21 protein-coding genes, 1 tRNA gene and 1 pseudogene are annotated in these 21,301 nt (G+C 68.9%); 6 read left to right on the plus strand and 17 right to left on the minus strand.

Annotated features, from left to right (window positions below):
- Positions 1-31 precede the first annotated feature (31 nt).
- Positions 32-742, plus strand: a pseudogene (phnF, locus tag AB6A65_RS09415) (phosphonate metabolism transcriptional regulator PhnF).
- Positions 743-855: 113 nt separating this feature from the next.
- Complete coding sequence (locus tag AB6A65_RS09420) at positions 856-2,037, plus strand: alpha-D-ribose 1-methylphosphonate 5-triphosphate diphosphatase (RefSeq protein ID WP_371038118.1); 1,182 nt, start codon at positions 856-858, stop codon at positions 2,035-2,037.
- 183 nt (positions 2,038-2,220) lie between these two features.
- On the opposite strand, the gene AB6A65_RS09425 is transcribed toward AB6A65_RS09420, so the two are convergent.
- From AB6A65_RS09425 to AB6A65_RS09480, 12 genes are all read right to left on the minus strand, one after another.
- Entirely contained in the window at positions 2,221-2,835 is a 615-nt protein-coding gene (locus AB6A65_RS09425; protein WP_371038119.1) for a chloramphenicol acetyltransferase, read from the minus strand.
- Positions 2,836-2,854: 19 nt separating this feature from the next.
- Positions 2,855-4,204 (minus strand): phosphonate ABC transporter, permease protein PhnE, encoded by a 1,350-nt coding sequence (gene phnE / locus AB6A65_RS09430; RefSeq protein ID WP_371038120.1) that lies wholly within the window; start codon positions 4,202-4,204, stop codon positions 2,855-2,857.
- A gap of 2 nt (positions 4,205-4,206) precedes the next feature.
- Positions 4,207-5,070, minus strand: coding sequence for a phosphonate ABC transporter, permease protein PhnE (gene phnE / locus AB6A65_RS09435; protein WP_371038121.1), 864 nt, complete (start codon positions 5,068-5,070; stop codon positions 4,207-4,209).
- Positions 5,071-5,133: 63 nt separating this feature from the next.
- Positions 5,134-6,033, minus strand: coding sequence for a phosphonate ABC transporter substrate-binding protein (gene phnD / locus AB6A65_RS09440; RefSeq protein ID WP_371038122.1), 900 nt, complete (start codon positions 6,031-6,033; stop codon positions 5,134-5,136).
- A gap of 64 nt (positions 6,034-6,097) precedes the next feature.
- Positions 6,098-6,922, minus strand: coding sequence for a phosphonate ABC transporter ATP-binding protein (gene phnC / locus AB6A65_RS09445; protein ID WP_371038123.1), 825 nt, complete (start codon positions 6,920-6,922; stop codon positions 6,098-6,100).
- Between the two features lie 153 nt (positions 6,923-7,075).
- A complete protein-coding gene (locus tag AB6A65_RS09450) occupies positions 7,076-8,068 on the minus strand; it encodes an ABC transporter substrate-binding protein (protein WP_371038124.1) in 993 nt (330 codons plus the stop codon).
- A gap of 67 nt (positions 8,069-8,135) precedes the next feature.
- Complete coding sequence (locus tag AB6A65_RS09455; protein WP_371038125.1) at positions 8,136-8,984, minus strand: ABC transporter permease; 849 nt, start codon at positions 8,982-8,984, stop codon at positions 8,136-8,138.
- Entirely contained in the window at positions 8,981-9,922 is a 942-nt protein-coding gene (locus tag AB6A65_RS09460) for an ABC transporter permease (RefSeq protein WP_371038126.1), read from the minus strand. The genes AB6A65_RS09455 and AB6A65_RS09460 overlap by 4 nt, the downstream gene beginning before the upstream one ends.
- 9 nt (positions 9,923-9,931) lie before the next feature.
- Positions 9,932-10,726 carry an ABC transporter ATP-binding protein gene (locus tag AB6A65_RS09465; protein ID WP_371038127.1) on the minus strand — a complete coding sequence of 265 codons (795 nt, stop codon included), beginning with the start codon at positions 10,724-10,726 and terminating at the stop codon, positions 9,932-9,934.
- Positions 10,727-10,770: 44 nt separating this feature from the next.
- The gene (hydA, locus tag AB6A65_RS09470; RefSeq protein ID WP_371038128.1) at positions 10,771-12,222 is read right to left on the minus strand and encodes a dihydropyrimidinase; all 1,452 of its coding nucleotides are present in this window, start codon (positions 12,220-12,222) and stop codon (positions 10,771-10,773) included.
- 31 nt (positions 12,223-12,253) lie between these two features.
- Positions 12,254-12,568: a hypothetical protein gene (locus AB6A65_RS09475; RefSeq protein ID WP_371038129.1), complete on the minus strand. Its 315-nt coding sequence runs from the start codon at positions 12,566-12,568 to the stop codon at positions 12,254-12,256.
- Positions 12,569-12,572: 4 nt separating this feature from the next.
- On the minus strand, positions 12,573-13,823 hold the full coding sequence (locus AB6A65_RS09480; protein ID WP_371038130.1) for a Zn-dependent hydrolase: 1,251 nt from the start codon (positions 13,821-13,823) through the stop codon (positions 12,573-12,575).
- A gap of 196 nt (positions 13,824-14,019) precedes the next feature.
- On the opposite strand from AB6A65_RS09480, the gene AB6A65_RS09485 reads away from it, so the two are divergent.
- Together AB6A65_RS09485 and AB6A65_RS09490 are read left to right on the plus strand one after the other, a co-directional pair.
- A complete protein-coding gene (locus AB6A65_RS09485) occupies positions 14,020-14,643 on the plus strand; it encodes a TetR family transcriptional regulator C-terminal domain-containing protein (RefSeq protein ID WP_371038131.1) in 624 nt (207 codons plus the stop codon).
- Positions 14,644-14,679: 36 nt separating this feature from the next.
- Positions 14,680-14,922 (plus strand): hypothetical protein, encoded by a 243-nt coding sequence (locus tag AB6A65_RS09490; RefSeq protein ID WP_371038132.1) that lies wholly within the window; start codon positions 14,680-14,682, stop codon positions 14,920-14,922.
- A gap of 88 nt (positions 14,923-15,010) precedes the next feature.
- Here AB6A65_RS09490 and preA read toward each other — a convergent pair whose 3' ends face one another.
- Both preA and AB6A65_RS09500 read right to left on the minus strand, forming a co-directional pair.
- Positions 15,011-16,303, minus strand: coding sequence for an NAD-dependent dihydropyrimidine dehydrogenase subunit PreA (preA, locus tag AB6A65_RS09495; RefSeq protein WP_371038133.1), 1,293 nt, complete (start codon positions 16,301-16,303; stop codon positions 15,011-15,013).
- Positions 16,304-16,337: 34 nt separating this feature from the next.
- Positions 16,338-17,660, minus strand: coding sequence for an NAD(P)-dependent oxidoreductase (locus tag AB6A65_RS09500; RefSeq protein ID WP_371038134.1), 1,323 nt, complete (start codon positions 17,658-17,660; stop codon positions 16,338-16,340).
- A gap of 365 nt (positions 17,661-18,025) precedes the next feature.
- Between AB6A65_RS09500 and AB6A65_RS09505 the strand changes: the two genes are divergently transcribed.
- Complete coding sequence (locus AB6A65_RS09505) at positions 18,026-18,418, plus strand: hypothetical protein (protein ID WP_371038135.1); 393 nt, start codon at positions 18,026-18,028, stop codon at positions 18,416-18,418.
- A gap of 176 nt (positions 18,419-18,594) precedes the next feature.
- Positions 18,595-18,765, plus strand: a complete 171-nt coding sequence (locus AB6A65_RS09510) for a DUF1127 domain-containing protein (protein WP_371038136.1) — start codon at positions 18,595-18,597, stop codon at positions 18,763-18,765.
- A 288-nt stretch (positions 18,766-19,053) separates the two neighbouring features.
- Here AB6A65_RS09510 and AB6A65_RS09515 read toward each other — a convergent pair.
- The 3 genes from AB6A65_RS09515 to AB6A65_RS09525 all read right to left on the minus strand — a co-directional run bounded on the left by AB6A65_RS09515 (position 19,054) and on the right by AB6A65_RS09525 (position 21,287).
- Positions 19,054-19,130 (minus strand) — tRNA-Pro (locus AB6A65_RS09515).
- 55 nt (positions 19,131-19,185) lie between these two features.
- Positions 19,186-20,292, minus strand: coding sequence for a 3-isopropylmalate dehydrogenase (gene leuB, locus AB6A65_RS09520; RefSeq protein WP_371038137.1), 1,107 nt, complete (start codon positions 20,290-20,292; stop codon positions 19,186-19,188).
- 35 nt (positions 20,293-20,327) lie between these two features.
- Positions 20,328-21,287, minus strand: a complete 960-nt coding sequence (locus tag AB6A65_RS09525) for an endonuclease/exonuclease/phosphatase family protein (protein WP_371038138.1) — start codon at positions 21,285-21,287, stop codon at positions 20,328-20,330.
- Positions 21,288-21,301: the final 14 nt, after the last annotated feature.

Raw genomic sequence — 21,301 nt, forward strand, 5'->3', positions numbered from 1 at the left:
GCCCGCGCGACTGTGAAGGTTTCTTGACGCCATGCCCCGCACCGCCATCTGGACCTCGATCGCGGAGGCGCTGACCGCGGACATCGGCGCGGGGCGCTACGGTCCCGGTGACAAGCTTCCGACGGAGGCCGAACTCTCGGTGCGCTTCGGGGTGAACCGGCACACCGTCCGACGCGCGCTCGCCGCGCTGGCCGATGACGGGCTCGTGCATTCGCGCCGCGGCTCGGGCGTGTTCGGCACCCATTCCCCCACCGACTAGCCCATCGGGCAGCGGGTCAGGTTCCACCGCTCGCTGCAGGCCGCGGGCAGGATCCCGGGCCGGGACATCCAGCTTCTGGAAACGCGCATGGCGGACGCGCGCGAGGCCCGCGCGCTCGACCTGTCCGAGGGCGCGCCAGTGCATGTCTGCGAGGGGATCTCGCTGGCCGCCGATCATCCGATCGCACTCTTCCGGAGCGTCTTTCCGGCCGAATGGCTGCCCGCCCTGCCCGGGGCCTTGCGGCGGACGGGATCGGTGACGCAGGCGCTCGCGGCATGCGGTTTGCCCGATTATGTCCGCGTCTCGACCCGGATTTCGGCGCGTCCGGCGACGGCCGCGCAGGCACACAAGCTGCGGATGCCGGAGGGTGCGCCGATCCTGCGCACCGTCGGTCTGAACGCCTGTCCCGAGGGCCGGCCGGTGGAGTTCGGCACCGCCTGGTTCGCGGCCGACAGGGTCACGCTCACCGTTGCGGGGCCTTGACCCCGTACCGGCCTGCCGGCGCGGCGGGATTTGTCACGGGTGCGACACAAACCCCTGATATCAATTCGGGAACTATCCACAGGCCAAGCATTGACCCCGCGGGACACCGTGCCATGAGCGCATCGCTTCCTTCCTTCCGCCTCACCGGCGCCACCGTCCTGCGGGACGGCGCGTTGCAGCGCCGCTCCGTGGCCGTGGCCGAGGGACGGATCACCAAGGGACCGCTGCCCGCCGTGGACCTGACGGGCTACCTGATCCTGCCGGGCATCGTCGATCTGCACGGGGACGCGTTCGAACGGCATCTCGCGCCGCGGCCCTCGGCCCCGTTCCGGCTCGACATCGCCCTGCGCGCCACCGACCGCGACGCCGCCGCGAACGGCGTGACGACCGCCTGGCTGGCGCATGGCTGGTCCTGGGAAGGCGGGCGGCGCGGCCCGGACCATGCCGAGGCCTTCCTCGCCGCGCTCGACGCCTACCGGCCGCAGGCGCTGGTGGACCTGCGGGTGCAGCTGCGTTGCGAGACGCATACCGTCGAGACCGCGGACCGCCTGCTCGCCGCGGTGCGCCGGCACGGTGTCGATTACGTCGTGTTCAACAACCACCTCGACGAGGCGCTGATCGAGGCCGAGCGGTCCGGCCCGGACTTCGCCCTCTGGGCGCGGCAGGCCGGGCGCAGCCTCGAGGATCATCTCGAGGCGCTGAAGGCGGCGCGGGCGCAGGCGAGGACCGTGCCGCGCTACCTGTGCCGCCTGGCGGAAGCGTTCGACACGCTGGGCGTGAGTTACGGCAGCCACGACGACGCCGACGGAGAGACCCGCGAGATGTTCTCGATGATCGGGGCGAAGATCTGCGAGTTTCCCACCCGCCGCTCGGCCGCGGCGCTTGCCCGCGCGGTGGGCGACCCCGTCGTCATGGGTGCGCCCAACGTGGTGCGCGGCGGCTCTCAGGCGGGCAACGTCTCGGCCGCGGACCTGCTGCGCAAGGGGCAGTGCGACGCGCTGGTGTCGGATTACTATTACCCCGCCCTCGCGGCGGCGGCCTTCCGGCTGGTCGACGACGGGACGATGAGCCTGCCGCAGGCCTGGTCGCTCATCTCGGCACGGCCGGCGGAGATCCTGCGGCTCGCCGACCGCGGGGTGATCGACTACGGCAAGCGCGCCGATCTTGCCGTCGTCAACGAAAGAACCCGCGTGGTGGAAGCCACCATCGCGGGCGGGCGCGTCGGCTATCTCGCGGGCGAGGCGGCGCATCGCTTCTTCGCGGCGGGGGCCCCGCTCGCACTCGCCGCGGAATAGACGCGCCGCCGTCATCCGCGCTTCACTGTCGTGTCGTGGATCGTGTGTATCCCCTGCATCGGGCGGATCGCCCGAATGTGATGCCAGTCGATTTTCGGTTCTGGTGCGATCTCTTCCGGGTGCGATTGCGGGGCGGGCGGCTTGCGGGCCGCCCGTTTTCGCATCTGCGGGGGCTGCACCGCATCAGCCCCCGTATCTTTCGAGAAACGCCTCGGCCGGGAGCGTGCGGAAATCCTCCAGCGCGGCGCGCAGCGCGTCATGGCTCCAGTCCCACCAGGCCAGCGCCATGAGGCGCTCGGCGATCTCCGGGGGCTGGCGCGGCCGGACCGGGCGCGCGGGCACCCCGGCGACGATGGTGTAGGGGTGCACGTCGCGCACCACGACGGCCCCCGCGGCCACGACCGCGCCGTGGCCCACGCGCACATCGGGCTTCACCTGCGCGTTGTGTCCGAGCCAGGTGTCGTGCCCGATCCGGGTGCGCCGGGCGCGGCGGCGCGCGAACCACGCCGCGTCGTCCTCCGCGTCGTTCCAATAGCTCGCCGAGCGATAGAGGAAGTGATGCAGGCTGGCCTTGTCGAGCGGGTGATCCGTGGCGCCGATGCGCACCTGGCTCGCGATGTTGGAGAAGCGGCCGATCTCGGCATTGGCGATGTCGCAGCCGCGATCGCAGTAGGAGTAATCGCCGAACCCGACATGCGTCAGACGGGTGCCGCGCCCGATCTCGGTGTAAGCGCCCAGCCTTGCGTCCGTCAGGTCGCAGTCGGGATGGACGACGGGCGTTTCGCTCAGGCGGGCCATGCGGTTCCGAAAGCCACCCTTACTGTCCGCCCTCGCCGCCCTTGATGAGGCGGCTGCGAAGAAGCCCCGACACCCAGTCCATGAAGATCACCATGAGCACGATCAGCACGATGTAGTAGCTGACCTCTTCCCAGTCCTTCTGGGTGATGATCGCCTGCGTCAGCAGCAGGCCGATCCCGCCGCCCGTGATGGCGCCGATCACGGTGGCGCTGCGCGTGTTGGATTCGAGGTAGTACAGGATCTGGCTCAGGAAGATCGGCGTCACCTGCGGGATCACGCCGAAGCGATAGCGCTGCAACGGCTTCGCGCCGGTGGAGGACACGCCCTCGATCTGCTTGTCGTCCACGTTCTCGAGCGCCTCCGAGAACATCTTGCCGAAGCTGCCGGTATCGGTGACCAGGATCGCGAGCGCGCCCGTGAGCGGGCCCGGTCCGAAGGCGCGCGCCAGGATGATCGTCCAGATCAGCGCGTCCACGCCGCGCACGAAGTCGAAGACGCGCCGCGCGGCAAAGCGCAGCGATTGCAGCGGGGTGAAGTTCTTCGCCGCGAGGAAGGCCAGCGGCAGCGCCACCAGCGCCGCGCCCATCGTGCCTAGGAACGCCATGAGGATCGTCTCGAAAATCGCCCACATGACGTCCTTGTGCCGCCACATGGCATTGTTCCAGAAATCCCCCGCCATCGCGGCGAGGTTGCTCTGCCCCTCGACGAGACGCTCGCCCGAGACGGCCAGCGCGGCAAGTTCGCCGAAGGACTTGCCGTGGAACGGGCTGTCCAGCGTGAACCAGAACAGCTCCCACCCGAAGGCGTAGCGATAGACCTCGGTCCTGGCCCGGGTGACGATGGCCCGCCCGCCATCGGTTCTGATATCCACGCGCGCGCCGCTTGCGCTGATCCAGTCCGGCACCTCGTCCGAGGGCAGGTCGAGCACGATGTCGCGCCCGTCGACCGTGACCGTCACGTCGCCGTATCCGGGGACCGAGAAGACCAGCGTGGACCCGTCGATCACCGCCGAATGATCGTGCGGCAGGGCGATCTCGGCCCGGTCCTCGCCGGTCAGCGTCACGAAATCGGGCACCATGCCGGGGGGATAGGTGCCCTTGTTCTCTCCTTCCACGGCGAAGCTCAGTCCGCCGTTCCGGTTGTCGTGGGTGACGTGGGTCTTGTAGCTGTAGCTGTCGGCGATCAGCACGCGGGCGTTGTCCATCCGCGCGCGTTCCGCGAGGCCGGGAAGGTCGAAGGCGAAGAAGATGTAGACGAAGTAGATCAGGATCGCGGCGGGCAGGCCGAAGGCGATCCGCCGCTTGCGCGCGAAAAGCCGGGCGACCTCGCCGCGCATGCGGTCGGTCTGGGGGATGTCGGTCACGGACATGCTCAGTGCCCCCTGGTCAGCTTGTTGCGGTAATGGCTCGACACCTGGTCGAAGGTCACGATCGTCAGGAACAGCAGGATGAAGATCGCGGCCACCTCGTCGTAACGGCCCTGCCCCCAGCTGAAGGCGTTCTTCAGGTCGTAGCCGATGCCGCCCGAGCCCACGAAGCCCAGGATCGCCGAGGCGCGGATGTTGATCTCGAAGCGCAGGAGCCCGTAGCTGAGGTAGTTCGGCGCCACCTGCGGCAGCACGCCCAGCCACATGCGCTGCCCCCAGCTCGCGCCCACGGAGTGCAGCCCCTCGACCGGCTTGAGCGAGGCGTTCTCGTTCACCTCGGAGAAAAGCTTGCCCAGCGCGCCGGAGGTGTGGATCGCGATGGCGATCATGGCGGGCACCGGTCCGCCGCCGAGGATGAAGATCAGCACGAGCGCGATGACGATTTCCGGGATCGCGCGCGCGATGTCCATGATCCGGCGGAAGACGCCGATCAGCCGCGGCCAGCGCGCCAGCCCCCGGGTCGAGAGCAGCGACAGCACGATCCCGGCGAATGCGCCCAGAAGCGTCGCCGCGGCGGCGATGTTCACGGTCTCGATCAGCGAGGGCAGGAATTTCCACATCAGCCCGGGCAGGTTGGCCGCTTTCTCGGCGGCCTCGGACAGCACTTCGCCGGGGAAGTCGAAGATGCTGGTGATGCCGCGCCAGAACCCGCCCGCGTTGCGGTCGTTCGCCAGCATGAAGCCCGAGGCCATCAGCGCCACGAAGATCGCCATCAGGATGCCGCCATACATCCGCTTGCGGCGCGTCATCTCCATGTAGGCGGTGCGGACATCCGCCGTGCCGCCCGCGCCGAACGCTACCTCTGCCATGCCATGCCCCCGGTAATGAAACGGCCGGGCCGCAAGGGACCCGGCCGGAGACTGCGGATGCGCTTACATCTTCGACTTGCGCGCCTCGATGATCGAGATGTAGGCGTCGTGGTTGATGGGCTGCATGCCCAGAGCCTCGCCGGCCATGAAGTTGTAGGCGCAGTCCGGGTCCATGTAGGGCAGCGACGCCATCAGCGCGATCATGTCGAGCTTCACGCGCTCGGGCAGGTCGGTGCGCAGCACGATCGGACCTTCCGGGATCGGCTTCGACTTCCAGATCTCGACGAGCTCGTTCATGTCGACCAGACCCGCGTCCGACGCCTTGCGCAGCGCGCCGGAATTGTAGCCGTCTTCCCACTCTCCCAGGCCGTCGGCCCAGGTCACGCCGGCATCGATGTCGCCGTTGAAGACCGCGACGATGGTCTGCTCGTGTCCGCCGGTGAACTTGACCTCGCCGAAGTAGTCGCCCGACTCCATCGATGCGCCGGTCATCTCGGGGATCTCGATCGAGGGAATGAGGTAGCCCGAGGTCGAGTTCGGGTCGCCGAAGCCGAAGACCTTGCCCTGCATGTCCTCGAGCGAGGCGATGCCGCTGTCCTTGCGGGCGAAGCCGACCGAGTGGTAGCCGTAGGAGCCGTCCACGTTGACCTTGACCAGAACGGGCTCGACCGCGTCGGGGTCGGTCAGATGGGTCTTGGCGTAGGCCGAGGCGCCAAGCCACGCCATGTCGATGGTGCCGCCCAGAAGGCCCTGGATCACGCCGTCGTAGTCGGCGGGCGTGAAGAGCTTCGTCTCGACGCCCAAGAGCTCCTCGGTCTTGGCGCGGAAGCACTCGTTGGAGGTCATGCGGTCCTGGGCGTTCTCGCCGCCAAGGATGCCGATGCGGAATTCCGTGATCTCCTGCGCGGCCAGCGGGCCCGCGAGCATGGTGGTCGCCAGTGCGGCGGCAACGAAGTGTTTCATGGTCTTGCACTCTCCTGTGGATGGGCCCCGGCTGTGCGGGGCCGGGGTTGAAACGGGGTGTCGGTCAGACGGTGGCCTCGGCCTCGCGCAGGGCGCGTTCCTGCCGCGCCTCGAGAGCCTGGAGCGACGTCGAGGTGGCCGCCTCCGAGAAGCTCGCGTCGGCGCCATAGATGTCGCGCGCCACGCCGGTGGTCAGCTGGTCCGGCGTGCCGTCGAACACCACGCGCCCGTCGCGCATGCCGATGACGCGCTCGCAGTAGCGCCGCGCGGTATCGAGCGTGTGCAGGTTGCAGATCACCAGGCGCCCGTCCTCGTCGTGGATGCGGCGAAGCGCGTCCATCACGATCTGCGCGTTCATCGGGTCCAGGCTGGCGATGGGCTCGTCGGCGAGGATGATCCGCGGGTCCTGCATCAGCGCCCGGGCGATGGCCACGCGCTGCTGCTGGCCGCCCGACAGCGCCTCGGCGCGCTTCGGCGCGTGCTCGGCGATGCCGAGCCGGTCGAGGATGTCGATCGCGCGGTGGATGTCGTCCGCGGGGAAGAGGTTGAACATCGTCGCGAGGACGGAGCGCTGGTTCAGCGTGCCGTGCAACACGTTCGAGACGACGTCCATCCGCGGCACGAGGTTGAACTGCTGGAAGATCATCGCGCAGTCGGATTGCCAGCGGCGCTTGGCGGCTCCGGTCAGGGCGGTGATCTCGAGATCCTCGTAGAACACGCGCCCTTCGGAGGCGTCGGTCAGCCGGTTCAGCATGCGCAGAAGCGTCGACTTGCCCGCGCCCGATCGGCCGATGATGCCCACCATCGTGGGCTTGTCGATGGTGATGTCGGCGGCGTCCACGGCCGTGTTCACGCCGAAACGCCTGGTCAGTTTGTCGATACGTAGCAAGCGGCGACCTCCAGAGCGGTTGCCGCCGCAGTACGGGCGCGCCGCAACCGCTTCATGTCAGTTCCGCAAAAGTTTTGTGACGGCCCTGCCCGCCCGCCGGGCAACGAAAAGGGGCCGGCGCGAACGCCGGCCCCTTGCCCGGTTTCCGTGCGCTCAGTTCAGCGCGGCATCGGTGATCGCGTGGGTCCAGGCGCCGTTGCCCGGATGCGCGCTGATCACCGGGTCCGAGCCGCCGGAGAGCAGGCTTTCCACCGTGCGCTCGAAGTCCGCGGGGTCGAGCGCGCCGTTCGAGCCCGCGGTCAGCTTGGCCACCTCGCCCATCATCCGCTTCTGGTGCTTTTCGGTCTGCGCGCCGGTGGCGTCGTTCTCGAGCACGATCATCGCCGCCTCGTCCGGGTTCTCCTCGGCGTATTTCCAGCCCTTCATCGAGGCGCGCACGAAGCGGACCATCTTGTCCGCGAACTCCGGATCCTCGAGCCGGTCCTCACGCACGTAAAGGCCGTCCTCCAGAGTGGCGACGCCCTGGTCCTCGTACTTGAAGGTCACCAGCTGCTCGGGCGTGATGCCCGCGTCGATCACCTGCCAGTACTCGTTGTAGGTCATGGTCGAGATGCAGTCGGCCTGGCCCTGGAGCAGCGGATCGACGTTGAAGCCCTGCTTGAGCACCGTCACGCCGTCCTCGCCGCCCTCGGTCGGGACGCCGAGCTGGCTCATCCAGCTGAGAAACGGGAACTCGTTGCCGAAGAACCAGACGCCGAGCGTGCGGCCCGGGAAGTCCTCGGGGCCGGTGACGCCGGTTTCCTCGAGGCAGGTGAGCATCATGCCCGAACTCTTGAAGGGCTGCGCGATGTTGACGAGCGGCAGGCCCTTCTCGCGCGCGGCGAGCGCGGCGGGCATCCATTCCACCGTGACGTCGGCGCCGCCGCCCGCGATCACCTGGGTGGGCGCGATGTCCGGCCCGCCGGGCTTGATCGTGACGTCGAGGTTCTCTTCCTCGTAGAAGCCCTTTTCCTGGGCGACGTAGTAGCCCGCGAACTGGGCCTGGGTGACCCACTTCAGTTGCAGCGTCACCTCGTCGGCGGCCTGGGCGATCGTGCCCGCCGCCATCAGCGCGCCCGCGATCACGGAAGTCTTCAGATGTTTCATGGCTCTCTCCTTGTTGGACCTTTTGATCTTTCGATGCTCCACGGTCTTGCCTGCCGTCTTTTCCGCCTCACGCCCGGCTTCGCTGCGAGGGATGCCAGAAGGTCACCGCCCGCTCGATCAATGCGACCGCGCCGTAGAAGGCCGATCCGGCGAGCGCTGCCACCACGATTTCCGCCCAGACCAGGTCAAGCGCAAGCTGGCCGACGCTGGTGGAGATGCGAAAGCCCATGCCTTTCACCGGAGAGCCGAAGAATTCGGCGACGATGGCGCCGATCAGGGCGAGCGTGGTGCAGATCTTGAGCCCGTTGAAGATGAACGGCATCGCTGCGGGCAGGCGCAGCTTGAGAAGGGTCTGCCAGTAGCCCGCGCCGTAGGTGCGCATGAGGTCGCGTTGCATCGGTGCGCTTTCGCGCAGCCCCTGCACGGTGTTCACCAGCATCGGGAAGAACACCATCACCACGACCACGGCGGCCTTCGACTGCCAGTCGAATCCGAACCACATCACGAGGATCGGCGCCATGCCGATGATCGGCAGCGCCGCGACGAAGTTGCCCACGGGCAGGAGCCCGCGCTGCAGGAAGGGCACGCGGTCCACGGCGATGGCCGTCAGCACCGCGGCGCCGCAGCCGAGGACATAGCCGGTGAGCGCGCCGCGGATCACCGTCTGCACGAAATCCTCCCAGAGAATGTCGGTGGAAGCGGCGAAGCGCGCCGCGATGGCCGAGGGCGGGGGCAGGAGAACGGCGGGGATCTCGAGGCCGCGAACGACGCTCTCCCAGATCACCACGAGCGTCAGCCCGAAGACGGCGGGCACGGCGAGGGAGGTGACACGGCTCCTCGGCAACCGCGCGAGGCGGACGTTCGTCCACCACCCCAGCCCCCATGCGAGGAGGCCGAGCGCGAGCCAGCCGGTCATCCCTGCGCCTCCATGCCCATGCGCCGGAGCACCATCTTCTGCAGGACGCCGATCAGCCCCACCAAGAGGGCCGCCAGGATCGCCGCCATGATCAGCGCCGACCAGATCTGGATCGTCTGGCCATAATAGCTGCCGGCGAGAAGGCGCGCCCCCAGCCCCGCCACCGCGCCCGTGGGCAGTTCGCCCACGATCGCGCCCACGAGGCTCGCCGCCACGGCGACCTTCAGGGAGGCGAAGAAATACGGCATCGAGGCCGGCAACCGAAGCTTCCAGAAGCGTTGCCGGTCCGAGGCGTTCCAGGTGTGCATCTGGTCGAGCTGCATCACGTCCGGGCTGCGCAGCCCCTTCACCATGCCCACCACCACGGGGAAGAAGGAAAGATACATCGAGATCACCGCCTTGGGCAGGAGCCCGGAGATGCCGACGGCGTTCAGCACCACGATGATCATCGGCGCGAGGGCGAGGATCGGGATCGTCTGGCTCGCGATGACCCAGGGCATCACGCTCATGTCCATCACGCGGTTGTGGACGATCCCCACGGCCAGCGCGATGCCGAGCGCGGTGCCCATGAGGAAGCCCAGAAGCGTGGAGCTGAGCGTGACCCAGCTGTGATACACCAGCGAGCGCTTCGAGGTGACGGCCTTCTCGGCCGTCGTCTCCCAGAGTTCGATCGCCACCTGGTGCGGGGCCGGGAGCTTGGGCTTGTCCTGGCTCCAGGTGTCGGCGACGAGTTCGATCGTCGAAAGCTCGACGCCCGCGCGCCGGGCCTGGTCCTCGGCCCATTGCGCGTTGAGGAAGACCGCCGCGACATACCAGATCGCGACGATCGCCGCGACGACCGTCAGGACGGGCAGCACCCGGTCGCCCAGGCGGCCGAGCCAGGCGGCGCTGCGGCCGGTGCCCGCGCCCGGGGCGGCGATCTCGGCGGCGCTGCTCATCGGCCGCTCTCAGTCATGGCCGTGCCCCGCCCGAAGCCCCTCGCGCACGCGGTGGGCGACCTCGATGAATTCCGGCGTGTCGCGGATGTCGAGTGGCCGCTCGGCGGGCAAGGGGCTTTCGATCACGTCGGTGATCCGGCCCGGTCGCGGGGACATCACCACGATCCGCGTGGACAGATAGACGGCCTCGGGGATCGAATGGGTGACGAAGGCGATGGTCTTGCCCGTCCGCGCCCAGAGCGCGAGAAGCTGCTCGTTCAGATGGTCGCGCACGATCTCGTCGAGCGCCCCGAAGGGTTCGTCCATCAGCAGGATGCCGGCGTCGAAGGCGAGCGCGCGGGCGATCGAGGCGCGCTGCTGCATGCCCCCCGAAAGCTGCCAGGGGAACTTGTTCTCGAACCCCGAAAGATCGACGAGCTCCAGCACGCGGCGGGTGCGCTCGGCCTGCTCGGCCTTGGAATACCGCATGATCTCGAGCGGCAGGCGCACGTTGCGCCCGATGCTGCGCCAGGGATAGAGCCCGGCGGCCTGGAAGACGTAGCCGTAGGCGCGGGCCTGCCGCGCCTCGTCGGGCGTCATGCCGTTGACGGTCATGGAGCCTGAGGTCGGGTGCTCCAGCGCCGCGATCACCCTGAGAAGCGTGGTCTTCCCGCAGCCCGACGGGCCGATGAAGCTCACGAAATCGCCCTTGCCGATGGCGAGGTTCACGTCCTTCAGCGCCTGCACCGGGCCGTCGCCCGTCTCGAAGACGAGGTCGAGGCCCTGCGCCTCGATCACCGCCTCGCTCGCGCGCGTGTCCTTCATGCCGCCGGTCTCTCCCCTCGCCGCCAATCCCTTGGCCGGTGCGTTCACACGCCGCTCGCCGGAATGCCGGTCCGCTCCACCTTGCGGGGCGCGGTGAGCTCCTTCCAGGTGGACAGCGCGGTGTTCACCGGCCCCATCGGCGGGCGTTCCACGAACTGGCCGTGGCCTTCCTCGGTGCGGATCTCGCCGTCATGCATGGCCACCTTGCCCCGGGTGAGCGTGAAGCGCGGCAGCCCTTTCACATGCTTTCCCTCGAAGACGCTGTAGTCGATGGCGGATTGCTGCGTGTCGGCCGAGATCGTCTTTTCCTTCGCCGGATCCCAGACCACGATATCGGCGTCCGCGCCTTCGAGGATCGCGCCCTTCCGGGGATAGACGTTCAGGATCTTGGCGATGTTGGTCGAGGTCACCGCCACGAATTCCTGCATGGTGAGCCGGCCGGTGTTGACCCCGTGGGTCCACAGCATCGGCATGCGGTCCTCGAGCCCGCCGGTGCCGTTCGGGATCTTGGTAAAGTCGCCCACCCCGTAGCGTTTCTGCTCGGTGGTGAAGGCGCAATGGTCGGTGGCGACGACCGAGAGGCTCCCGCTCGCCAGCCCGTTCCAGAGGCTGTCCTGATGCTTCTTGTCGCGGAAGGGGGGCGACATCACGCGCCGCGCCGCGTGGTCCCAGTCCTTGTCGAAATACTCGCTCTCGTCGAGGGTGAGGTGCTGGATCAGCGGCTCGCCCCAGACGCGCTTGCCCTGCATGCGCGCCCGCCGCACCGCCTCGTGCGCGTCCTCCGACGACACGTGCACGACGTAGAGCGGGACGCCCGCCATGTCGGCGATCATGATGGCGCGGTTGGTCGCCTCGCCCTCCACCTCTGGCGGGCGGGAGTAGGCGTGGCCTTCCGGCCCGTCGTTGCCCTCGGCGAGAAGCCTCTGCTGGAGATCGGCCACCACGTCGCCGTTCTCGGCGTGGACGAGGGGGATGCCGCCCAGTTCGGCGCAGCGCCGGAACGAGGCGAAAAGCTCGTCGTCGTTGACCATCAGCGCGCCCTTGTAGGCCATGAAATGCTTGAACGTGTTGATGCCGCGCTCCGTCGCCTGCTTCATCTCGTCGAACACCTGCTCGCCCCACCAGGTGATCGCCATGTGGAACGAGTAGTCGCAGTTCGCCCGCGTCGACTTGTTGTCCCACATCTGTATGGCGTCCATCAGCCCCTGCCCGGGCTGGGGCAGCGCGAAATCGACGACCATGGTGGTGCCGCCCGCCAGAGCGGCGCGCGTGCCGCTTTCGAAGTCATCGGCGGAATAGGTGCCCATGAAGGGCATCTCCAGATGGGTGTGCGGGTCGATCCCGCCCGGCATGACGTAGCAGCCCGTGGCGTCGAGCACCTCGTCGCCTGTCAGCTCCGCGCCGATCTTCGCGATGCGCCCCCGCTCGACCAGCACGTCGGCCTTGTAGACCAGATCGGCCGTGACGATTGTGCCGCCCTTGATGACCTTGCTCATTGGCGTCGTCTCCCTGTTGTCCTCTGTCCGTTCAGACCGAGCCGAAGCAGTCGATGGCGGGGCCGTGCACCCCGATGTCCAGCGGGCCGAAATCGCTTTCCACGCAGAGCGAGAAATAGCCTGCCGTCGGCAGATAGATGACCCGGTAGGATCCGTTCGTGCGCGTCACCGACCAGCAGGTCTGCGTGATCCCGCCGGAGAAGTTGACCGTGACGGGACGCGGCGGGCGGCGGTGCCGGCGGAACTCGTGCAGCGTGCCCGCACGGGGTGGCCCGGCGCCGTCCCACGCTGCTTCCTCGGCGTCCAGCATCGCGTCGATGCGCGCCGCCATGGCGCTGTCGCGCACGCCGTCACTCCACGATCTCCGCCGTCTCGAGCACCGCGTGCCTCAGCACGTCGATGCCTGCCCGGGCCCAGTCCTTGCTGATCTCCTCGGCCTCGTTGTGCGAGAGCCCGTCCACGCAGGGGCACATCACCATCGCCGTGGGCGCCACGCGGTTGATCCAGCACGCGTCGTGCCCCGCCCCCGAGACGATGTCGCGGTGCGAGTAGCCCAGCCGCTCGGCGGCGTGGCGCACGGCCTTCACGCAGTCGGGGTCGAATTCCACCGGGGCGAAGCCGCCCACCTTCTCGAAGGCGACCTCGGGCCCCATGTCGGCGCAGATCTTCCCGGCGCCGGCGCGCAGGCGCGCCTCCATGTCCTTGATGACCGCCAGTTCGGGCGAGCGGAAATCCACGGTGAAGACCACCTTGCCCGGGATCACGTTGCGCGAGTTCGGGTAGACGTCGATGTGGCCCGCGGCGCCCACCGCGTCGGGTGCGTGCGAAAGCGCGATCTCGTCCACCAATTCCAGCACCCGCGCCATGCCGAGGCCCGCGTTCCGGCGCATGGGCATCGGGGTCGAGCCCGTATGCGCGTCCTTTCCGGTGATCGTGACCTGCGTCCAGGAGAGCCCCTGCCCGTGGGTGACGACGCCCACGTCCTTGCCCTCGGCCTCGAGGATCGGGCCCTGCTCGATGTGCAGCTCGAAGAAGGCGTGCATCTTGCGCGCGCCCACCGGCTCGTCGCCCTTCCAGCCGATGCGCTCCAGCTCGTCGCCGAAGCGTTTGCCTTCGGCATCGGTGCGGTCCTTCGCCCAGCTCTCGTCATGCATGCCGGCGAAGACGCCGGACGAAAGCATCGCCGGGGCGAAGCGCGTGCCTTCCTCGTTGGTCCAGTTGGTCACCACGATCGGGTGCTTCGTGCGGATCCCGAGATCGTTCATCGTGCGGATGATCTCCAGCCCGCCGAGCACGCCCAGAACCCCGTCGTACTTGCCGCCGGTGGGCTGGGTGTCGAGATGGCTGCCGACATAGACCGGCAGGGCCGCGGGATCCGCGCCGTCGCGGTGGGCGAACATGTTGCCCATCGAGTCGAGGCCCATCGAAAGCCCCGCCGCCTCGCACCATTCCCGGAAAAGCGCGCGGCCCTTCGCATCGGCATCGGTCAGCGTCTGGCGATTGTTGCCGCCCGCGACGCCGGGGCCGATCCTTGCCATGTCCATCAGGCTGTCCCAGAGCCTGTCACCGTCGATCCTGAGATTCTCGGCCGGTGCCGCCATCCCGCGCTCCCTGTCGTGGTCGCGGTCGCGCGGGCGCAGCCTGTGTCCGGGCTTGCGTCGCGCGCCGCAACTTTTTACCGTTTGGTCAATCGAGCATTGCAACCGCCCCATGGCCTGTCAAGGTTTGACAGGTGGCACTCTTGCCGGCAGGCGCACGACCGGTGACGCTGCCGCGAAAATCATCAGGACCCCGGCATTGGATCAGAGCCCGCCGCAAAAGCAGACCCGCATCCAGCGCCGGAACCGCGCCCGTATCCTCGAGGCCGCGCTCGAGGTGTTCTCGACGGAAGGGTACCGCGGCGCGACGCTGGACCAGATCGCCGCGGCGGCCGGGCTGTCGAAACCCAACATCCTCTACTACTTCGACGGCAAGGAAGAGATCCACGTCACGCTTCTGGCCCAGCTCATGCAAACCTGGCTGGAGCCGTTGCGGCGGCTCGACCCGAAGGGCGAGCCGCTGGAGGAACTCATGGGCTATATCCGCCGAAAGCTCGAGATGAGCCGGCAATTTCCGTCCGAAAGCCGTCTTTTCGCGAACGAGATCGTGCAGGGCGCGCCGCGCATGCGCCCGCATCTGAAATCGGAACTGAAACCGCTGGTGGACGAGAAGGCGGCGCTGATCGCGCGCTGGGTGGCCGAGGGGCGGCTCGCGCCCGTGGATCCGCGGCACCTCATTTTCTCGATCTGGGCGACGACGCAGCACTACGCCGATTTCGAGGCCCAGATCGCGGTGCTGATGCCCGAGGGAGACGTGTGGGATCGGGCCGGGGCGCATGTCGAGACGCTGTTCCGCAAGCTGCTGACGCCGCAGCAGGATTAAGGCGCCGTTTACGCTGATCGGGCAAGGGTCGGGGCCATGGCCCACGATCTCGCCCCGCCCGCCCTGCCGGTCCGGCACCCCTCCTGGGGCCGGCGCATCTTCCACGCCAAGGCGGCGGCGCGCGGGGGCGTGCTGCGCCGCTCGGTCCGCGATGTCGAGCGCGAGATCGGGCGCGAGGCGCTGATCGAGGAGGTGCGCGCGCGGGGCTTTCACCTGATCGAATGCGGCGGACAGTTCATCATCATCTGCAACGCCGGCGACATGCGCGTGATCTGCTGACGGGTCCGAAGATTTTTCGATCGAAAAATCTTCCGTCTCTCACCCGGGTCGCCCGCCATCTTTCGATCGAAAGATGGCGGGCTCCGGCTCACTCCGCCGCGGCCGGGTTGTTCGGATGCGTCGTCCAGTTGGCATACGCCTCCCGCACCACCTCGCCGGTGCGCGGGTCCACTGCGCCCGCCTCCATGCGCACCATTGTGATGCAGTCCTGCACCGGGCAGACGTTGACGCAGAGGTTGCACGCCACGCATTCGCTGTCGTCCACCTCGAACACGCGCTCCGGCGACATTGTGATCGCCTGGTGGGACGTGTCCTCGCAGGCGGCGAAGCAGCGCCCGCACTTGATGCACATGTCCTGGTCGATCCGCGCTTTCGTCACGTAGTTGAGGTTGAGCGCGTTCCAGTCCACCACGTTGGGCACCGCGCGTCCGATCAGGTCGGGCAGCGCGATCTCCTTTTCGTCGAGATACTGCGAGAGGCCCGAGATCATCTCCTGCACGATCTTGAAGCCGTAGGTCATGGCGGCCGTGCAGACCTGCACGTTGCCCGCGCCCAGTGCCAGGAACTCCGCCGCGTCGCGCCATGTGGTGACGCCGCCGATGCCGCTGATGGGCAGATGTGCGAGTTCCGGCGTCCGGGCGATCTCGGCCACCATGTTGAGCGCGATGGGCTTCACCGCGGGGCCGCAATAGCCGCCATGCGCGCCCTGGCCGTCGATGGTCGGTTCGGGCGCGAACAGGTCGAGATCGACCGCGGTGATCGAGTTGATCGTGTTGATCAGGCTCACCGCATCCGCGCCTCCGGCGAGCGCGGCCGCGGCGGGTTTGCGGACGTCGGTGATGTTGGGCGTGAGTTTCACGATGCCCGGCATCCGGGTGTTCGCCTTGCACCAGCGGGTCACCATCTCGATGTACTCGGGCACCTGGCCCACGGCCGAGCCCATGCCCCGCTCGCTCATGCCGTGGGGACAGCCGAAATTCAGCTCCACCCCGTCGGCGCCGGTGTCTTCCACCTGTTTCAGGATCCAGGCCCAAGGCTCCTCCTCGCAGGGAACCATGAGCGAGACGACCATCGCCCGGTTGGGCCAGTCGCGCTTGACGGCCTTGATTTCGCGAAGGTTCACCTCCAGCGGGCGGTCGGTGATGAGCTCGATGTTGTTCATGCCCAGAAGGCGCCGGTCCGCCCCCCAGATCGCGCCGTAGCGCGGGCCATTGACGTTCACGATGGCCGGGTCGAGGCCGAGCGTCTTCCAGACCACCCCGCCCCAGCCCGCCTCGAAGGCGCGGCGGACGTTGTATTCCTTGTCCGTGGGCGGCGCGGAGGCCAGCCAGAAGGGGTTGGGGGATCTGATCCCCACGAAGTCGGAGGCGAGATTGGCCATGATCGGTGTTCCCTGGCTGGTGGCGGCCCGGCGGTCAGCCCGCGAGCGCGCGGTGGATGTCCTCGGCGGCGTCGCGACCCTGGGCCACGGCCGTCACGGTGAGGTCGTCGCCCCCCGCCGCGCAGTCGCCGCCCGCCCAGACGCCCTCGAGGCTCGTGCGCCCGGACCCGGTGACGGCGATCCTGCCGGCGTCGAGGGCCGGCAGCGCGTCGCTTGCAAGGCGCTGGCCGATCGCCTTGAAGACCTGATCGGCGGGAAGGCGGAAGCGCGCGCCGGTCGGGGCCAGGTCGTCCACGACGAACTCGAATTCGACCTCGCGCACTGCGCCGTTGCCGTGCACGGCGACCGGGACCGCGTTGGTGACGATCTTCACGCCGCGCCGCGCCGCGTGGTCCTGTTCCTTGCGGCTCGCGTTCATCCGGTCGCGCCCGCGGCGATAGACCATGGTGACGTTGAGCGCGCCGAGGAGTTTCGCCTGCACCGCGGCGTCCACCGCGGTCATCCCGCCACCGATCACCACCACGTCGCGCCCGATCGGCAGGGCGGCCAGGTCTTCGGCCTGCCGGAGTTCCGCGATGAAATCGACGGCGTCGTCGACGCCCTCCCGGTCCTCGCCGTCGAGGCCGAGGGCGTTGACCCCGCCGAGACCGATGCCGAGGAACACCGCGTCGTAGGCGTCGCGCAGCGTGTCGAGGGTCATGTCGGCGCCCAGCGCCCGACCCTGCTCGAGCGTGATGCCGCCGATCCGCATCAGCCAGTCGACCTCGCGCTCGGCGAAGCCGTCGACGGTCTTGTAGGCGGCGATGCCGTACTCGTTGAGGCCGCCGGGCTTCGGCCTCGCGTCGTGGATCACGACGTCATGTCCCTTCATCGCCAGCCGGTGCGCGCAGGCAAGGCCGGCCGGTCCCGCGCCGACGACGGCGATGCGCTTTCCCGTCGGCGCGTCGCGCCGGAAGGGGTGACTGCCGGCCGCCATCAGCGTGTCCGTCGCGTAGCGCTGAAGACGCCCGATCTCGACCGGGTTGCGTTCCGCCGTCTCGCGGACGCAGGCGCCCTCGCACAGGGTCTCGACCGGGCAGACCCGCGCGCACATGCCGCCGAGGATGTTCTGCTCGAAGATCGTCTTCGCCGCCGCCTCGGGGGTGCCCGTGGCGATCTGGCGGATGAAGAGCGGGATGTCGATCTCGGTCGGGCAGGCGGCGATGCAGGGCGCGTCATGGCAGAAATAGCAGCGGTCGGCGGCGACCATCGCCTCGTGCGGATCGAGCCGGGGGTGGACGTCGCAGAATCCTTCCAGAAGGCTCTCCTCGTCCAGTCGGCCGGGCCTGATGCCCTCGGCCAGCGCGTTCGGGGTCATCGTCCACCTCTCTGTCGGTCTTTTCTTGAAGAAAACGTCTCACAGCCAAAAATTTTTATCAAGCGGTAAAAGATTTGCGGCCCTTTCGCCGACGTCCTTGCGTCCGGTCTTGCCGAAGAAAACGCCGATCGGGGGCAATGACTGCCTCTTTCGGCGCGTTTCCGCGAAGCGTGGCGCATCAGTGGCCGAGTGGACTCACATGCTGGGGGCCAGTGTCATATGTAGGAAACATGCGGGTGCTACCGCCGTCACCGCTTCAACCGGTGGCTGTCCGATGCCCGCGCAGCGGTCCGACGCCCGGCCCGCGCACGAAAGGCGTCGGCGGTCCCGGACCGGGCCGCAACGCCTCGACAAGGGAGAGATGCATGAAAACCGCCGCAGACCCGGTCGCCATGTCGGTCGCCGCCTTCCGTCTTTGCAGCCACACGATCGAGGCGCAGATGCGCATCGGCACGCTCATCGCGCGCAGTTGCTTCGACGTGATGTTCGCCTCGCCCTGGATGCACGGCGCGCAACCGGCCGCGCCGCGGCCCGCGCGGCCCACGCCAAGCGCCCGCAAGGCGAAAGCGCCCGCGCGCAAGCGGCCCGCCGCCAAGCCCGCGACGCCGACCGCGACGATTGCGGCGCGGCCGGCGACGCCGCGGATCGTCGCGTCCACCGACACGCCGGCCAACCCGCCCCGTCCGAAGCCCAAGCGCGCACCGTCTCCGCCGCCGCCGATGCCGGAGCGCGCCTCCACCGGCACCGACGAAGGCTGACGCGCGGCCGCCAGGCTTGCGCCAGGCGTCATCCGGCTATGCAGCGCCGCCCGTGGTCATGCGGGCGGGCGCTGTCTATCTATCCGGGCAGGGAGGAAACACGCAAACCGAAGCGAGGTTTCCAGATGACGGACTCGACAGCAACAGACTTCGCGCCAACCCGGCGCAGCGGCTTCATGGCTTTTCTCGTGGCGATCGGCGACGCGCTCGCGATGGCCAGCGACGTGGGCCGGCGCGTGCACCGCGTCGACACGCTGAACGACATGACCGACGATGAACTCGCCGCGCGCGGACTGAAGCGCGACGAAATCGTCCAGCACGTCTTCCGCGATCTCTACTACATCTGAGGCCGGGCCCGGGCAGGGCCCGCCCCACTCCGGCGTGCCGGACCGCACAAGGTCGCAGGCGGGACGCCGCATCGGTCTTTCGACGCAGGGACGGACAGGCCCGGGGCTGCATCCCGCCGCCGCGAGTGGGGAGGCTGTCGGCGGCGCAAGCCGTACCCTGGAGTGTGACGCCTGGCCCGACGCGGCGCGCCACGGCGCGTCTTCCGGGCGCGGATCTCTGGCCCGAACAGCCTTGCAGCGCCTGCGCCCTTGCGGCCTTCGGCCCCGCCGTCATTCCTGTCCGATGAATGGTCGGAGTGGCAGGATTCGAACCTACGACCCCCGCCTCCCGAAGACGGTGCTCTACCAGGCTGAGCTACACTCCGATCGTGACGCGCCGCATAGCCCCTCGCGCGGGGCTTGGCAAGAGCGGATCGCGGCTCAGAGGCTCTCGTCGAGAGCGGCGAGAACGGCGTCTCCCATCTCCCGCGTGGAGGCGGGGGCGCGGCCTTCCGCGTTCATCAGGTCGGCGGTCCGCACGCCCTTTGCGAGCACGGATTCCACGGCGCGCTCCAGCCGGTCGGCCTCCGCGCCTTCGTCGAAGGAGTAGCGCAGCGCCATGGCGAAGGAGAGGATGCAGGCGCAGGGATTGGCCTTGCCCTGGCCCGCGATGTCCGGCGCCGAGCCGTGGACCGGCTCGTAAAGCGCCTTCGGCTTTCCGTTCGCCATCGGCGCGCCGAGCGAGGCCGAGGGCAGCATGCCGAGCGAGCCCGTCAGCATCGCCGCGAGGTCGGACAGCAGGTCGCCGAAGAGGTTGTCGGTCACGATCACGTCGAACTGCCTGGGCCAGCGGGTGAGCTGCATTGCGCCCGCGTCGGCATACATGTGCGACAGCTCCACGTCGGGGTATTCCGCGTCGTGCACCTCCTGGACCACCTGCCGCCAGAGCACGCCGGATTCCATCACGTTGGCCTTCTCCATCGAGCAGACCCTGTTCGAGCGCCGGCGGGCGAGTTCGAAGGCCGAGCGCGCGACGCGCGCGATCTCGCTTTCGGTGTAGCGCTGGGTGTTGATGCCCACGCGCTCGTTGCCGTCCTCGATGATGCCGCGCGGCTCGCCGAAATAGACGCCCGAGGTCAGCTCGCGCACGATCATGATATCGAGCCCGGCCACGACCTCCGTCTTGAGCGACGAGAACTCCGCCAGCGCGTCGAAGCACTGCGCCGGCCGGAGATTGGCGAAAAGATCCATCTGCTTGCGCAGGCGCAGAAGCCCGCGCTCGGGCTTCACCGAGAAATCCAGATCGTCGTATTTCGGGCCGCCGACGGCGCCCAGAAGCACCGCGTCCACCTCCTGCGCCTTGGCCATGGTGGCGTCGGCGAGGGGCGTGCCGTGCATGTCGTAGGCCGCCCCGCCCACCAGGTCCTCCTCCACCTCGAAGGCCAGCCCGCGCGTCTCGCCGAACCAGTCGATGATGCGGCGCACCTCGGCCATCACCTCGGGGCCGATCCCGTCACCGGGCAGGATGAGAAGCGAGCGGGTGGACATGGGCGAGGGCCTCCTTCGACAGGGTTCGCGACCGCCTACTCACTGGCTTCCACGGGGTCAAGCGGGGCGAGGTCCACCCAGACGAGCCGGTGACGGCTGGCGCGCGCCACGGTTTCGGCAAGGGGGCCGTCATCCGGCCAGAGCACGCCCGCGGCGGTCACCTCCCAGTCCGCCGACGGCAGGACGTAGTCGACGCGCAGGTTGCCGGGCGCCGGTTCGCGCCAGTCGGCGGTGTCGCGCGCCGGGTCGCCCGCGTGGCCGGGGCTGGCGGCGGCGCGCCCGCCTTCGCTGCCGGGGCGCGCGTCCTGCAGGCGCGGGTCGTCCAGAAGCGCGCGGATCGCGGCGTGGCGCCCCTCGCCGTCCACGGGATCGAGATTGGCGTTGCCGAGGATCACGAAGCGCGCATCCGGCGCGGGGCCGAAGGCGCCGTCCATCACGTGCCGCCAGAGCAGGATCTCGTCGTGGTTGCGCCGCCCGTTCATGTCCTCGGGGCCGTCGAAGACGGGGGGCGTGGCGGAAAAGGCCATGATCACGAGCAGGGGGCCGGCCGCCGGACGCACCGGCACGATCCAGTGCCCGGTCGTGGACAGGCGGCGCACCGCGCGGTGATCCCCGGGCATCGCGTCCGGCACGAGCGCGCCCGGCACCTCCGCCCAGAGCAGGTCGCTCAGGTCGCGCGCCGCCGAGCCGTCGATCGGGTGGCGCGACAGGAGCGCCATGCCGCCGGCGCCGGCGAAACGTCCCCAGCCCTGCGCATCGCCCGGCCCGCCGAGCCGCCCGTCGCCATCGAGGTCGAGGCCCGTGGCCATGCCGGTATTGGGCCGGCGCGCGAAGAGATGCGGAAACGCGTGGCCCGCCTCCGCGATCCGGTCGCGAAAGGCGCCGAGCGCCGCGAGGCCGTGATCGTAGTCGATGCCGGTCAGCAACAGCACGTCCGGTGCGGCGTGGGCGATCACCTGCGCGGCCGCGGCGATCTGGGGGTCCTCTCCGCGCAAGATGTCGCGCAGCA

The organism is Rhodosalinus sp. FB01, from assembly GCF_041365715.1.
In the GTDB taxonomy this organism is placed as follows: Bacteria; Pseudomonadota; Alphaproteobacteria; order Rhodobacterales; family Rhodobacteraceae; genus Rhodosalinus.

Bases quoted from the DNA above. Each gene is read 5' to 3' on its own strand.
- AB6A65_RS09450 (WP_371038124.1), bottom strand. From the start codon at position 8,068: ATGAAACATCTGAAGACTTCCGTGATCGCGGGCGCGCTGATGGCGGCG.
- AB6A65_RS09460 (WP_371038126.1), bottom strand. From the start codon at position 9,922: ATGAGCAGCGCCGCCGAGATCGCCGCCCCGGGCGCGGGCACCGGCCGC.
- AB6A65_RS09510 (WP_371038136.1), top strand. From the start codon at position 18,595: ATGGCTTTTCTCGTGGCGATCGGCGACGCGCTCGCGATGGCCAGCGAC.
- AB6A65_RS09500 (WP_371038134.1), bottom strand. From the start codon at position 17,660: ATGACCCCGAACGCGCTGGCCGAGGGCATCAGGCCCGGCCGACTGGAC.
- preA (WP_371038133.1), bottom strand. From the start codon at position 16,303: ATGGCCAATCTCGCCTCCGACTTCGTGGGGATCAGATCCCCCAACCCC.
- phnE (WP_371038120.1), bottom strand. From the start codon at position 4,204: ATGTCCGTGACCGACATCCCCCAGACCGACCGCATGCGCGGCGAGGTC.
- AB6A65_RS09420 (WP_371038118.1), top strand. From the start codon at position 856: ATGAGCGCATCGCTTCCTTCCTTCCGCCTCACCGGCGCCACCGTCCTG.
- AB6A65_RS09505 (WP_371038135.1), top strand. From the start codon at position 18,026: ATGAAAACCGCCGCAGACCCGGTCGCCATGTCGGTCGCCGCCTTCCGT.
- AB6A65_RS09480 (WP_371038130.1), bottom strand. From the start codon at position 13,823: ATGGCGGCACCGGCCGAGAATCTCAGGATCGACGGTGACAGGCTCTGG.
- phnE (WP_371038121.1), bottom strand. From the start codon at position 5,070: ATGGCAGAGGTAGCGTTCGGCGCGGGCGGCACGGCGGATGTCCGCACC.
- hydA (WP_371038128.1), bottom strand. From the start codon at position 12,222: ATGAGCAAGGTCATCAAGGGCGGCACAATCGTCACGGCCGATCTGGTC.
- AB6A65_RS09465 (WP_371038127.1), bottom strand. From the start codon at position 10,726: ATGAAGGACACGCGCGCGAGCGAGGCGGTGATCGAGGCGCAGGGCCTC.
- AB6A65_RS09490 (WP_371038132.1), top strand. From the start codon at position 14,680: ATGGCCCACGATCTCGCCCCGCCCGCCCTGCCGGTCCGGCACCCCTCC.
- AB6A65_RS09425 (WP_371038119.1), bottom strand. From the start codon at position 2,835: ATGGCCCGCCTGAGCGAAACGCCCGTCGTCCATCCCGACTGCGACCTG.
- AB6A65_RS09455 (WP_371038125.1), bottom strand. From the start codon at position 8,984: ATGACCGGCTGGCTCGCGCTCGGCCTCCTCGCATGGGGGCTGGGGTGG.
- leuB (WP_371038137.1), bottom strand. From the start codon at position 20,292: ATGTCCACCCGCTCGCTTCTCATCCTGCCCGGTGACGGGATCGGCCCC.
- phnD (WP_371038122.1), bottom strand. From the start codon at position 6,033: ATGAAACACTTCGTTGCCGCCGCACTGGCGACCACCATGCTCGCGGGC.